The sequence below is a fragment of the Minwuia sp. genome (assembly GCF_048263705.1).
GTDB lineage: Bacteria > Pseudomonadota > Alphaproteobacteria > Minwuiales > Minwuiaceae > Minwuia.
The window spans coordinates 49,374-62,480 of the sequence record NZ_JBLXDV010000015.1 but is presented as its reverse complement, the minus strand read 5'-3'; the positions used below and the strand labels follow the sequence as shown (position 1 = coordinate 62,480).

8 protein-coding genes are annotated in these 13,107 nt (G+C 60.3%); all 8 read left to right on the top strand.

The genetic code is table 11. The features are described 5' to 3' along the window. The first annotated feature begins 12 nt into the window (after positions 1-12). The 8 genes from ACN0X7_RS17820 (at position 13) to ACN0X7_RS17785 (ending at position 13,082) form a co-directional block, all read left to right on the top strand. Positions 13-1,752, top strand: coding sequence for an ABC transporter ATP-binding protein (locus tag ACN0X7_RS17820; protein ID WP_417519770.1), 1,740 nt, complete (start codon positions 13-15; stop codon positions 1,750-1,752). Between the two features lie 8 nt (positions 1,753-1,760). Further along, complete coding sequence (nirB, locus tag ACN0X7_RS17815; RefSeq protein ID WP_417519810.1) at positions 1,761-4,208, top strand: nitrite reductase large subunit NirB; 2,448 nt, start codon at positions 1,761-1,763, stop codon at positions 4,206-4,208. Continuing rightward, on the top strand, positions 4,208-4,546 hold the full coding sequence (gene nirD / locus ACN0X7_RS17810) for a nitrite reductase small subunit NirD (RefSeq protein ID WP_417519769.1): 339 nt from the start codon (positions 4,208-4,210) through the stop codon (positions 4,544-4,546). The genes nirB and nirD overlap by 1 nt, the downstream gene beginning before the upstream one ends. Beyond that, positions 4,539-7,208, top strand: coding sequence for a molybdopterin-dependent oxidoreductase (locus tag ACN0X7_RS17805; RefSeq protein ID WP_417519767.1), 2,670 nt, complete (start codon positions 4,539-4,541; stop codon positions 7,206-7,208). Before nirD ends, ACN0X7_RS17805 begins: the two co-directional genes overlap by 8 nt. Position 7,209: 1 nt before the next feature. Further along, complete coding sequence (cysG, locus tag ACN0X7_RS17800) at positions 7,210-8,682, top strand: siroheme synthase CysG (protein ID WP_417519765.1); 1,473 nt, start codon at positions 7,210-7,212, stop codon at positions 8,680-8,682. Positions 8,683-9,500: 818 nt separating this feature from the next. After that, entirely contained in the window at positions 9,501-10,148 is a 648-nt protein-coding gene (locus tag ACN0X7_RS17795; RefSeq protein ID WP_417519763.1) for a TetR/AcrR family transcriptional regulator, read from the top strand. A 101-nt stretch (positions 10,149-10,249) separates the two neighbouring features. Continuing rightward, the gene (locus tag ACN0X7_RS17790; RefSeq protein WP_417519761.1) at positions 10,250-11,101 is read left to right on the top strand and encodes a TauD/TfdA dioxygenase family protein; all 852 of its coding nucleotides are present in this window, start codon (positions 10,250-10,252) and stop codon (positions 11,099-11,101) included. Between the two features lie 100 nt (positions 11,102-11,201). Continuing rightward, complete coding sequence (locus tag ACN0X7_RS17785; RefSeq protein WP_417519759.1) at positions 11,202-13,082, top strand: alkyl/aryl-sulfatase; 1,881 nt, start codon at positions 11,202-11,204, stop codon at positions 13,080-13,082. Positions 13,083-13,107 lie beyond the last annotated feature (25 nt).

Genomic DNA, 13,107 nt, shown 5'->3' with positions numbered 1-13,107 from the left:
GAGAAGATTCCAATGGCATTCCTGGAACTGAAATCCCTGACCAAATCATACGGTACCGGTGTGGACCGAGAAGTGGTGCTGGACGGCATCGATCTGGCTGTTGAGGAAGGTGAGTTTATCGCCATCGTCGGCTTTTCCGGTTCAGGCAAGACCACTCTGATCAGCGCCATCGCGGGGCTGATTGAACCGGATAGCGGTGAGATCCTGTTGAAAGGACAACCCGTCGAGGGCCCCGGACCTGAGCGCGGCGTGGTCTTTCAGAGTTATTCTCTGATGCCTTGGCTGTCGGTAAGGGGTAACGTCGCACTGGCTGTGGATAGCGTCTTTGGCAACGACAGCCGGGGCGAGCGTGCCGCACGTGTGGATCGCTATGTCGGCATGGTGGGGCTGACACCTGCCGCCGATCGCAAGCCCGCCGAACTCTCGGGCGGCATGCGCCAGCGCGTGGCGGTTGCGAGGGCGCTGGCCATGAGCCCGGAGATCCTGCTGCTCGACGAACCGCTGTCGGCTCTCGATGCACTGACCCGCGCAAAACTTCAGGAAGAGATCACCGAAATCTGGCAGCGCGACAAGCGCACCGTTGTGCTGATCACCAACGATGTCGATGAGGCCATTCTGCTGGCCGACCGGATCATCCCTCTCAACCCCGGTCCCAACGCCACCCTGGGGCCGGAGTTCCGTGTGGACATTTCCCGCCCGCGCGAGCGCACGGCGATGAACAACAATACGGATTTCAAGCAATTGCGTGCAAAGATTACCGCCTATCTGATGCGGGTCGGACTGGAACGCAGTGCCAGCATCGAGGATGATATTTCCCTGCCCAAGGTCGTTCCGATCACTCAGGAAGTGGCCAATACCGCTCCCCTCCCTCAAGCCTATCTGGAGGCCGCACAGAGCCCGCGGGAAGACCGTTTTCTCGAATTCATCAACCTGAAGAAGGTCTATCCCACACCCAAGGGTCCACTGACCGTTGTTGACGGTGTCGAACTGAAGATAAGAAAGGGCGAATTCATCTCGCTGATCGGACATTCTGGTTGCGGAAAGTCGACCGTGCTGTCGATGACAGCCGGTCTGAACGAAATCTCTTCCGGTGCCGTGGTCCTTGATGGTCGCGAAGTCGTCGATGCAGGACCGGAACGTGCAGTCGTGTTTCAAGCGCCCAGCCTGATGCCATGGCTGACGGCTCGGGACAACGTCGCGCTTGGTGTCGATCGCGTCTATCCGAAGGCCACTGCCGCCGAGCGCTCTGACATCGTCGAGTATTATCTCGCCAGGGTGGGCCTTTCGGATGCGATGGACCGGATGGCCGCTGATCTGTCGAACGGCATGAAGCAGCGCGTCGGTATTGCCCGCGCCTTCGCGCTTTCTCCCAAGCTGCTGTTGCTGGATGAGCCATTCGGGATGCTGGACAGCCTGACGCGCTGGGAGCTGCAGGAAGTTCTGATGGACGTTTGGAAACGCACACAGGTCACGGCGATCTGTGTCACCCATGATGTCGACGAAGCCATCCTGCTGGCGGACCGGGTGGTGATGATGACGAATGGTCCGAACGCGACCATCGGTCAGATCATGGATGTCGATCTGCCGCGCCCCCGCACCCGCAAGGCTTTACTGGAACATCCCGACTATTACCGCTACCGCGAAGCGTTGCTGAGGTTTCTCGAGGAATATGAAGGCGGTGCCAATCCGGCACCGCACCCCACCAGGAATGATGATCCGGACTCCGCCCGTTCAGTCGGGGAGGCGGCATAATGGACAAGGTGAAAGAGAAGCTGGTTGTCATCGGCAACGGAATGGCCGCAGGGCGTGCGCTGGAAGAACTCTTCAAGCGCGATCCCGACCACTACGATGTCACGGTGTTCAACGCTGAGCCACGCGTGAACTACAATCGCATCATGCTCTCACCGGTCCTGTCCGGAGAAAGCACCTACGAGGACATCCTGATCCATGACGATCAGTGGTACACCGACAATGGCGTGAACCTGATTCGCGGCGAGGAAGTCATCGCCATCAACCGGGCCGATCGCAAGGTCGTCTCGCGCGCCGGAACGGTCGCCCACTACGATCGATTGATCGTCGCGACAGGCTCGCTGCCCTTCATCATTCCGGTGCCCGGCCATGATCTGGACGGCGTGCTGACCTATCGCGATCTGGACGATGTCCACGCGATGCTGACGGCGGCAGCGAAGGGCGGCCGGGCAGTCGTCATCGGCGGCGGACTGTTGGGTCTGGAGGCCGCGGTCGGCTTGAAGATGCAGGGCATGGACGTGACGGTACTGCATCTGATGCCGACCTTGATGGAGCGGCAGTTGGATCAGAATGCAGGCTACCTCTTGCAACGCGCCATCGAGGTGCGCGGCATCGATGTCGTCACGCGCGCGAATACTCATGCCATTCTGGAGAAAGAAGGCCGTGTAAGCGCCGTGAAGCTGGATGATGGCACAGAGCTTCCGGCGGACATCGTAGTCATGGCGGTCGGTATCAAACCGAACACGGCACTTGCCGCGGATGCCGGGATCGAGACCGGTCGGGGCATTCTGGTCGACGACAACATGCGGACGTCCGATCCGGCGATTTATGCTGTCGGAGAATGTGTCGAGCACCGTGGGACCTGCTACGGGCTCGTCGCGCCACTCTACGAGATGGCAAAAACGGTCGGTGCCGGACTCGCCGATGATGACACGCTCATCTACGAAGGCTCGATCACGGCGACCAAACTGAAGGTCACAGGCGTGGATCTCTATTCAGCCGGTGATTTTGCCGAAGGCGATGATCGCGAGGAGATCGTGCTGCGCGATGCCAGCCGCTCCATCTACAAGCGCCTGGTTCTGCAGGACGATCGCATCGTCGGCGCCGTGCTCTACGGCGATACGGCGGACGGACCATGGTTCTTTCAGTTGATGAAAAACGGAACGGACGTATCCGGCATGCGTGACACCCTGATCTTTGGTCAGGGCTACGCGGGGGTAGATTCGGTGGACCCTATGGCAGCCGTTGCAGCCTTGTCGGCTGACGCAGAAATCTGCGGCTGCAACGGCATCTGCAAGGGCGACATCATTGCCGCGATCGACGCAGGGCAAAACAGCCTTGAGGCGGTGCGCACTAAGACCAAGGCATCATCGTCGTGCGGCAGCTGCAGCGGACTGGTAGAGCAATTGCTGCAGATCAGTCTAGGCGAAGCCTATGCCCGATCCGACGTGCAGCCCATGTGTGAGTGCACCGACATGGGCCACGGCGAGGTTCGCCGCCTGATCGTTGCAAAGGCACTGAAATCAATTCCGGCCGTCATGCAGGAACTGCAGTGGCTGACAAGTTGTGGCTGCGCGAAATGCCGCCCGGCCCTGAACTACTATCTGCTCTCGACTTGGCCCGGTGAATATGTCGACGACAACCAGTCGCGTTTCATCAACGAACGGGTCCACGCCAACATCCAGAAGGACGGGACCTATTCGGTCGTGCCGCGCATGTGGGGTGGCATTACAAGCCCCACGGAACTGCGGGCTATTGCCGATGTGGCCGACAAGTTCGCCATTCCGACCGTCAAGGTCACTGGCGGGCAGCGGATCGATCTGCTGGGTGTCAAGAAACAGGACCTGCCCGCAGTCTGGTCCGATCTGAATGCCGCCGGTCTGGTTTCCGGTCATGCCTACGGCAAGGCTTTGCGTACCGTGAAGACGTGCGTGGGCAGCGAATGGTGCCGGTTCGGCACCCAGGCCTCGGTATCGCTCGGCGTGCGGATGGAAAGATATCTCTGGGGCTCCTGGACGCCGCATAAGGTGAAGATGGGCGTGTCCGGTTGTCCGCGAAACTGCTCGGAAGCCACCATCAAGGACTTCGGCGTGATCTGTGTTGACAGTGGCTATGAGCTGTCCTTCGCCGGAGCTGCCGGCATGGAGGTGAAGGAAACCGTCGCGCTCTGCAAGGTCGAGACGGAAGAGCAGGTGATGGAATATTGCGCGGCGCTGATGCAGCTCTATCGCGAGGAAGCGCATTATCTCGACCGGATGCACAAGTGGCTGGCGCGGGTCGGTATGGAACATGTGCAGGAAGCCGTGGTGCAGGATGCAGATGGCCGGAAAGCCCTTGCTGCACGCTTCGCCTACGCCCAGAAGTTCGCGCAGACCGACCCGTGGCAGGAACGTGCGGAGGGCAAGGACGCGCATGAGTTCCTGCCCCTGCCCACGCCGAAATTGGAGGCTGTCGCGTGATGAGACATGCCGTCGAACACTGGCTTGATATCGCGGCCCTGGATGACATTCCGCGACGCGGCAGCCGCATCCTGAAACTCGCGGACGACTGCATCGCAATCTTTCGCACAGTGGACGATCGAGTGTTTGCCCTGCGCGATCAATGCCCGCACAGGAAGGGGCCTCTCAGTCAAGGTATCGTGCATGGTGCGTCAGTCACCTGTCCGCTCCACAATTGGGTCATCAGCCTGGAAACCGGCATGGCTCAGGGCGTGGATGAAGGCGGTACGATGACCTTCCCGGCCAGAGTAGAAGGAGGCCGTGTGCTCCTGAGCGGTGATTCCCTTCGCCATGGCTGACGCAGGCAGTTTTCCCGCGGTCAGGACAACCTGCCCCTATTGCGGGGTGGGATGCGGTGTACTGGCCCGGCAACGCCCGGACGGATCGGTCGGCATTGAGGGGGATCCCGACCATCCTGCAAATTTTGGCAAACTATGCTCGAAAGGTGCCGCGCTGGCGGAAACCCTGGACCTGGACGGGCGGCTGCTGCACCCGGAAATCATGGGCCAGAGGGCATCATGGGACGCGGCCACAGAGCTGGTAGCGCACACATTCCGCCAGACCATCGAACAGCATGGGCCAGACTCGGTGGCATTCTACGTCTCCGGCCAGCTTCTGACCGAAGATTACTATGTCGCGAACAAGCTGATGAAGGGCTTCATCGGTTCGGCCAATATCGACACCAACTCGCGACTGTGCATGGCCTCTTCCGTCGCCGGTCACAAGCGTGCTTTCGGCTCGGATACCGTACCCGTTTCCTATCAGGATCTTGAGCAAGCCGATCTTGTGGTGCTCTCGGGGTCGAATCTTGCCTGGTGCCACCCGGTGCTGTTTCAGCGCCTGCTTGCCGCGCGTGATGCGCGGCCTGAATTGAAGATCGTCGTCATTGATCCGAGGCGGACCGTCACCGCCGAGCAGGCCGACTTGCATCTGCCGATCCGGTCCGGCGGAGACGTGGCGCTGTTCAACGGCCTGCTCTTCTGGTTGCTGGATCACGGCAAGGCCGATTTCGATTTCATCACGCGACATACGAATGGTGCCGAAGCGGCGATTGATGCTGCGGGCGGTCAGGATCTCGCAGAAATTGCCTCAGGAACCGGCCTGAGCGAAACACAGTTGCGATGCTTCTACGACCTGTTTGCCGAGCACGAGAAAGTGGTCACCGTCTACAGTCAGGGCGTCAATCAGGCCGCCGACGGGACCGATCGTGTCAACGCGATCATCAATTGCCATCTGCTCACCGGTCGCATCGGCCGTGAAGGCGCGGGACCATTCTCCGTGACGGGACAGCCGAACGCTATGGGTGGCCGGGAGGTCGGTGGTCTCGCCAATCAGCTCGCCGCCCATATGGACATCGAAAACCCCGAGCATCGAAGTCTGGTTCGGGATTTCTGGTGCTCTCCGACAGTCGCAGCCACACCGGGTCTGAAAGCCGTGGACATGTTCGGTGCTGTTGCCGACGGTCGGATCAAGGCGATCTGGATCATGGCAACCAATCCGGTCGTCTCGATGCCAGACGCAGATGTCGTGCGTGATGCGTTGGCGGCATGTCCCTTCGTTGTGGTCTCGGATGTCGAACGACACACCGACACGACCGATCTGGCGCATGTGCTGTTGCCGGCGGCAGCCTGGGGTGAAAAAGACGGTACCGTCACCAATTCCGAACGCCGCATTTCCAGACAACGCAGTTTTTTACCCTTGCCGGGCGAGACACGTCCGGACTGGCGGATCATCTGCAATGTGGCGCAGGCGATGGGCCATGGCGCAGGATTCGACTACGCTGACCCGCATGCGATATTCGACGAGCACGCCCGGTTGTCCGATGTTGCCAACCAGGGACGGCGTGATTTTGACATCGGGGGTCTCTCCGGGTTGGACCAACTTGACTATGACGGTCTGAAACCGGTCCGGTGGCCGGCACCAAAATCGCCAGAATCTGCTGCGCAGATTTTCTCTGACGGGCATTTCTTCACGGCAGATGGCAAGTCCCGATTTGTCGCTCTGCGCGTTGCCGCAATCTCCAAACCGTGTGCTGGCTCCTTCATTCTCAGCACCGGTCGCATACGGGATCAGTGGCACACAATGACCCGCACAGGACGTTCGGCCCGGCTGTCGCAGCATCTGGCGGAACCGTTTGTGGAGATCCACCCCACCGACGCATGGAGGCTCGCCCTTCGTCCTGCAGATTTGGTCCGCTTGTCGCGACGGGGGCGTCAGTATCTTGCCCGCGTTCTGATCACAGACGCTCAGCAGCAGGGCATCTTGTTCGCACCCATGCATTGGACGGCTCAGGGCAGCAGCGCAGCACGCGTGGATGTGCTCGTGGATGACATCACCGATCCCGTGTCTGGCCAGCCGGCGCTCAAGTCGACGCATGTCAGGGCCTCTCGACTAGAAGCAGACTGGTTCGGATTCGGAATAAGCCTTTCCCGGCCGGACCTGCGGCAGCAGGTCTATTGGGCGACCGCCCGCATTGAAACAGGTTTCCGCTTCGAATGTGCGAGCACAGGCCCGCTGCCAATTACCGATTCCACCGAAGCGTTCCTTGGTTTTGAACCGGATGCCGCCTGCGAGGTGCTGAACTATTCTGACCATCACCGGGGCATTTACCGGTTTGCCCTGTTTCGGAAAGATCAGCTGGTCGGCGCCTTCTTCTGCGCCGATACCGCGGTCGCCGTAGAGCGTGAATGGCTGATCGGGCAACTGGGCCAGACCATCACAGACCCTGCCCAGCAGCACAGGATTCTCGCTGGACGTCCGGGTGACGGCAATGCCGGACCGGGCGCCATGGTGTGTGCCTGCAACAACGTCGGTGCGCAGACGATAACCGAAGCCATTTCAGTTGGTGCGAATACGGTCAGATGCGTGGGCGAACGGACAGGAGCCGGAACAGGGTGCGGTTCATGCCAGGGCGAAATCGGAAGGATGCTCAGGCATTCCCGGAAATCGGAGACAGTCTGAAATGACGCCCAATCGAATAGAAGAATTGTCGATATTGCCCGTCTTCATGCGCCTCCAGGGGCGGCAGGTACTCGCAATCGGCGGAACGGAAGCAATGGCATGGAAGCTGGAGCTCGTGCTGGCTGCCGGTGCGCGGCCTGTACTCGTGGCAGATGCAGTCGACGAAGAAGTCCGGGCCCTCGTTGAAGCACATCACATTCGGGTTCTGGAGCAGATGCCGGGCGCGATGGATTTCGGACAGTTCGCGCTAATTGTTGCCGATATCGAGGACAAGGCGTCTGCAGCAAGTCTGCATGCGCGGGCCTTGTCCTGCGGTGTGCCGATCAATTTGATCGATCAGCCTGAGTTCTGCACGGTTCAGTTCGGGTCCATCGTCAACCGTTCCCCAGTGGTGGTCGGCATCTCGACGGACGGAGCAGCGCCGGTTCTTGGACAGGCCATCCGCCGGCGAATCGAGGCCATGCTGCCCAGAGAGTTGGGGGCATGGGCGCAACTCGCGAGGTCCTTGCGCAGGAAGGCTGCATCGCATTTTCCGTTGGCCAGCCTGCGCCGTGCCTGGTGGGGGCGCTTTGCAGAATCCGCCCTTTCCGGAGATTGTATTCCGGAAGAAGCAGAACGTCTGCCGGACTTCGGCGATCGCGGCGGCCATGTCACCCTGGTCGGTGCCGGACCCGGCGACCCGGACCTGCTCACTGTCAAGGCGATAAAGGCGCTGCAGAATGCCGACGTGATCCTGTTCGATGCGCTGGTTTCAGACGAAGTGCTGGACCTTGCACGGCGTGAGGCACAACGGATGCCCGTTGGAAAGCGAGGCGGCAAACCATCCTGCAAGCAAGAGGAAATCAATCGCTTGATGATCCGACTGGCGCGGGAGGGAAAGCACGTCGTTCGACTGAAAGGCGGAGATCCAGCGATCTTCAGCCGGGGCAATGAGGAAGCGCGCGCTCTCAGAGCGCTTGGAATTCCAGTGCGTATCGTGCCGGGCATCACTGCAGCTTCAGCCGCCGCGGCCAACCTCGGCCTGACGCTCACCGATCGGGCGCTTGGCAGGCAGCTTCTCTTTATATCCGGCCATGGCCGCAACGGTGAAACCGCCTCGGTCGACTGGACGGCCATCGCAGCAGGATCGACGACTGTTGCGCTCTACATGGGCAGAGAGCGTCTCACAGCGTTCGCACGACAGGCGATCGCGAATGGCGCTTCACCGGACCTGCCGCTTTCCTGTGGAGCCAGCATCTCAAGCCATAGGGAAAATTGGCAGCATACCAACCTGGCGGCTGCGGCCGGCAATCATTTGGCCGTGTCGAATGCGAAGCCCACCCTGATCCTCATCGGAGAGGTGCTCAGGGGGCTGGAAATTTATGAGCTCAGTTCCTCATTTACTTATTCAAATCGAGTGGTTTTTGCCTGTGAGTCTGCGCAGATCGCTGCAAAGCTACCTCTCGCTGGTTTGACCTTATCATCGGGTAGTTGAGGTAACGGAACGCAGCCTGAAGCGAGTCGATCATGACACTGCTTGAGCGTGTAGCGGACTTTGTGTTTACCGCTTTGCCGGTGCGAGATCTCGCTGTCCATCCTGGGGAGATACCGTCGAGAATCTTGCGCGGCACCTGTATCCCCCTTTCTCCGCGGCTCCGATCCCCCACCATCCATGCTCAAGGCTGACCACGGCGTCTCAGGTCCGGTCAGGCATGCTCCGCGACTTCATACACTTCTTCAGCTTCTGAACACCCGCCCGCCACCCTTCTTGCACGTTTCTCCCGCAAGAGCCTCACTTTCCATCTTGACGATCATGATCACTGTTTCACACTTCGTAAGGGAGGCTGTGACGAAACCCAAATCAGCGGGTTCAAGTTTCGAGTCCTTGTGCGCCCACCAATCTTTTCAGCGGGTTAGGGATGTTGTCTCAAGAGCTTAGGCTCTTTCTAGGCTCGGAAATGGCGTGCGCACGAACGCGCAGCTATGACAATCGATTTTCAGATTTTCGTTGGATGTACCGAAAGGACGGAATCTCGCGATGCTTCTCCGATACAGAGCCTCGTGATGAGGATGCTGTCGAATTGTCGGTTGAAGGAGCGGGCTCCATGCTTGCCTCAACACGTCGCGATGGAGACATTGGCCGATTTCATTGCGACCATGAGCCACTCAATTTACGATAAACAATGCCGTCCTCCGCAGAATTGACGGTTTAGAAGCCAAAACCAACAAGATGACGAGACTTCGGCACTGGACGAACTCATAGGCCGCGTTTTCCAGTAGCTCGAATCTGTTCATTGCGGAAAAGGACACGAGATGAATGTGAACGAGAAAGTGCAGGACAAACGGAAACTCCGTTCGGTGCGAACCCGAAATGCGATCATCGAGGCGCTGGCGGCCCTGCAGTCGGAAGGCAATCCCAAACCGAGTGCCGAACAGATCGCGGAGCGCGCCAAGACGTCCCGGCGGACGATCTTTCAGCACTTCTCCGACCGTGAAGAGCTGACGGCGGCAACGTTCGAGCATCTCCTCGAGAACGTATTGCCGCCTCAGAGCCGCGATACTGCTGCCACCGGCGACCTGACGTCCAGGCTCGATGAATTTCTCGATTTCCGCATTCCGTTGCTCGACGCAATCGCGCCGCATCGACGTGCGGCCAACCTGATACTTTCCAGTTCGACTGCCATCGCCGGCCGGCGAAGCGCTCTCAGGAAAAAGATGCGAGACGACCTGTCCAACTGGTTCATGCCGGAGGTCGAGTCCTGGCCAGACGACTGCCGCAACGCACGGTTGAATGCGCTCGCCACTCTCACCGACTGGGAAGTCTGGGACAGCCTGCGGCATCAATGGGGACATGACGCAAAGGATGCCCGCTCGATATTGAAGCGCCTTTTATTCGCAGCCCTCTGGCCCATGGATAGTCACGGTGGGCAGCAGAACAGCGAAGAGCCATCGGGTTCCTGACGGCGAGCCGTCGCGCTCGACCTTCCCATATAATATTGCACATATAGTGCAAAAATATTATCCTGCCTCCACTTGGCCGTAATGTTCGGGAGGAAACAGGCATGCCGTCATCCAGTGAGATCGCATTCGAACCGTCCGGCGGGGGTGTTGGCGCTTTCGTTCGGAACATTGACCTCAGCGAAAACCCGAGCGGCAACGTCGCCGGTGCCTTGCGAGCCGCACTCGGCGAGTACGGCGTGCTCTTCTTCCGGGACCAGCGGCTGTCGCCCGAACAGCACCTGTCGTTCGCAAGGAGCATGGGTCCCATCAACGTCAACCGTTTCTTCAAGCCGGTCGATGGACATCCCGAGATCGCCGAAGTCCGCAAGGAACCGGATCAGCGCGCCAACATTGGCGGCGGCTGGCACACGGACCACTCCTATGACACCGAGCCCGCCATGGGATCGGTTCTGCTTGCGCGTGAAACCCCGCCGCAGGGTGGCGATACGGCATTCGCAAACATGTATGCCGCCTTCGATTCTCTCTCGGAGGGTCTGAAGCAGACCCTGCTCGGCCTCCGCGCCGTACACTCCAGCCGCCACGTGTTCGGTGCCAACTCGGCACGCCGGACCGGCAAGGACATCGGCGAACGGGTCGGCAACGAGGATCTCGCCACCCAGGACGCGGTCCATCCGGCGGTCATCCGGCATCCGATCAGTGGTCGCCACGCCCTCTACGTCAATCCGGGCTTCACACTTCATTTCGAGGGCTGGTCCGTCGAGGAAAGCGCGCCACTGCTGAACTACCTCTACCAGCATGCCGCGCGGCCCGAGCACACATACCGGTTTCAATGGGAAAACGACTCCATCGCCTTCTGGGACAATCGTGCGACGTGGCACTACGCGGTGAACGACTATCACGGTGCCCGACGGCTGATGCACCGCATCACCATCGACGGCGGCCCGCTCTCGTAGGGCCGCTGCGCGCTGTCAACGGGCGCAAGCCCAAGACGGAAAATCCATCGAAGAGGGGGAGGCCCTAGTGGACCCGAAACTGCAAAAGGATGCCCAGGCCATGACGCGGGCGGTTCATGCCGCGCTGGCCGATACCCTGGACTTCACCGACCGCCGCGACGTCGAGAACGCGAACCGTGGCCTGGTGGCACCGGCCCCGGACGGCGGCCTGATCAGCATGGAAGACGGAACCGCGGCATGGAACCTGCGGAACTACGACTTTCTGGACGGCGAAGACGACATCGACACCATCAATCCGAGCCTGCTGCGGATCTCGCGTCTCAACATGGCGAACGGCCTGTTCAAGGTGACCGATCGGGTCTACCAGATCCGCGGGATGGATCTGGCCAACATGACCATTATCGAGGGCGATACAGGCCTCATCCTGATTGATTGTCTGACAACGGCCGAAGTCGCAAAGGCAGGGCTGGACCTCTACTACGCGAACCGTCCGAAGGTGCCGGTGAAGGCGCTTCTCTACACCCACAGCCACGGAGACCACTACGGCGGTGCCAAGGGGGTTCTCGATCAGGCCGAGGTGGATGCGGGGCGTGCCGTCGTCTACGCGCCTGACGGATTCATGGAAGCGATCGGCGGCGAGAAGATCCTTGCCGGCAATGCCATGGTGCGACGGGCGCAGTTCCAGTTCGGTGGTCTCTTGAAGCCGGGGCCCAGGGGGCAGGTCGATGCGGGTATCGGCAAGGTTACCCCTCGTGGCACGACCACGCTGATCGCTCCGACGCACATTGTCACCGAGTCCGTCGAGACCCATGACATTGATGGGGTGCGGATACAGTTCCATCTGGCACCCGGAACCGAGGCACCGGCGGAAATGCACATGTTCCTGCCGGAGATGGCTGTCCTGAACATGGCCGAGAACGCGACGCCGCTGTTGCATAACTTCTGTCCGCTTCGAGGCTCCGAAGTCCGCGATCCGCGCATCTGGTCCCACTATCTCGCCGATGCGGTGGAGCGGTTCGGCGACAGGACGGACGTGTTGATCTGTCAGCACCACTGGCCGACCTGGGGGCGGGAGGAAATTGTCGCCTTCCTGGAGCGTCAGCGCGATCTCTACAAGCACATCCACGACCAGACGGTCCGACTGATGAACAAGGGCTGGCGACCGGCCGAGATAGCCGAGGCCATGGATCTGCCGCAGTCGTTGCGGACCGACTGGCGGATGCGCGGCTATTACGGAACGGTCAGTCACAACGTCAAGGCCGTCTTCCAGCGCTATCTATCCTGGTATGACGGCAATCCGGCGAACCTGAATCCGCTGCCGCCGAAGCAGTCTGCTCTGAAATATGTCGATTACATGGGCGGCGCCCCGGCTGTACTGAAGCGCGCCCGGGACGACTTCGAGAAGGGCGAATACCGTTGGGTCTCACAGGTGCTTTATCACGTGCTCTTCGCAGATCCGGCAAACGAGGCCGCACGACATCTCGCGGCCGATGCCTTCGAACAGCTGGGGTATCAGGCCGAATCCTCGACATGGCGCAACGCCTACCTGTACGCGACCCAGGAACTGCGCCACGGAGTCATCCAGCTGCCGCCGCAGCCGATGATCAGTCCCGACCTGCTCGCGGCGGTCTCCACCGACATCATTTTCGACTTCATGGCTGTCCGTCTCGACGCCGAGAAGGCCTTGGGCAAGAACTGGCGGATCAACTGGCGGATCGAGGATCGCAATGAGGACGTATGTCAGACACTCGCCAACGAGACATTGACCCAGATCATTGGCAAACGCGCCCCGAACGCGGTGGCGACCGTGACCGCCCCAGTCAGCATCGCGGTGAGCCTGATCGTCAGGCAACTCTCCTTCGCTGACGCGCTGGACAGGGAGTTGCTGAAGGTCGAGGGCAGCAGCGATACCGTCGCTGATCTCTTCGAGATGCTTGATGACTTCGAGCCTCAGTTCGACATCGTTGCGCCGTCCGGCTGAATAGTGACCAGGGGTGAGCCACTAA

Coding starts and splice junctions, on each gene's coding strand:
- ACN0X7_RS17820 (WP_417519770.1), top strand. CDS start 13: ATGGCATTCCTGGAACTGAAATCCCTGACCAAATCATACGGTACCGGT.
- nirD (WP_417519769.1), top strand. CDS start 4,208: ATGAGACATGCCGTCGAACACTGGCTTGATATCGCGGCCCTGGATGAC.
- ACN0X7_RS17805 (WP_417519767.1), top strand. CDS start 4,539: ATGGCTGACGCAGGCAGTTTTCCCGCGGTCAGGACAACCTGCCCCTAT.
- cysG (WP_417519765.1), top strand. CDS start 7,210: ATGACGCCCAATCGAATAGAAGAATTGTCGATATTGCCCGTCTTCATG.
- ACN0X7_RS17795 (WP_417519763.1), top strand. CDS start 9,501: ATGAATGTGAACGAGAAAGTGCAGGACAAACGGAAACTCCGTTCGGTG.
- ACN0X7_RS17790 (WP_417519761.1), top strand. CDS start 10,250: ATGCCGTCATCCAGTGAGATCGCATTCGAACCGTCCGGCGGGGGTGTT.
- ACN0X7_RS17785 (WP_417519759.1), top strand. CDS start 11,202: ATGACGCGGGCGGTTCATGCCGCGCTGGCCGATACCCTGGACTTCACC.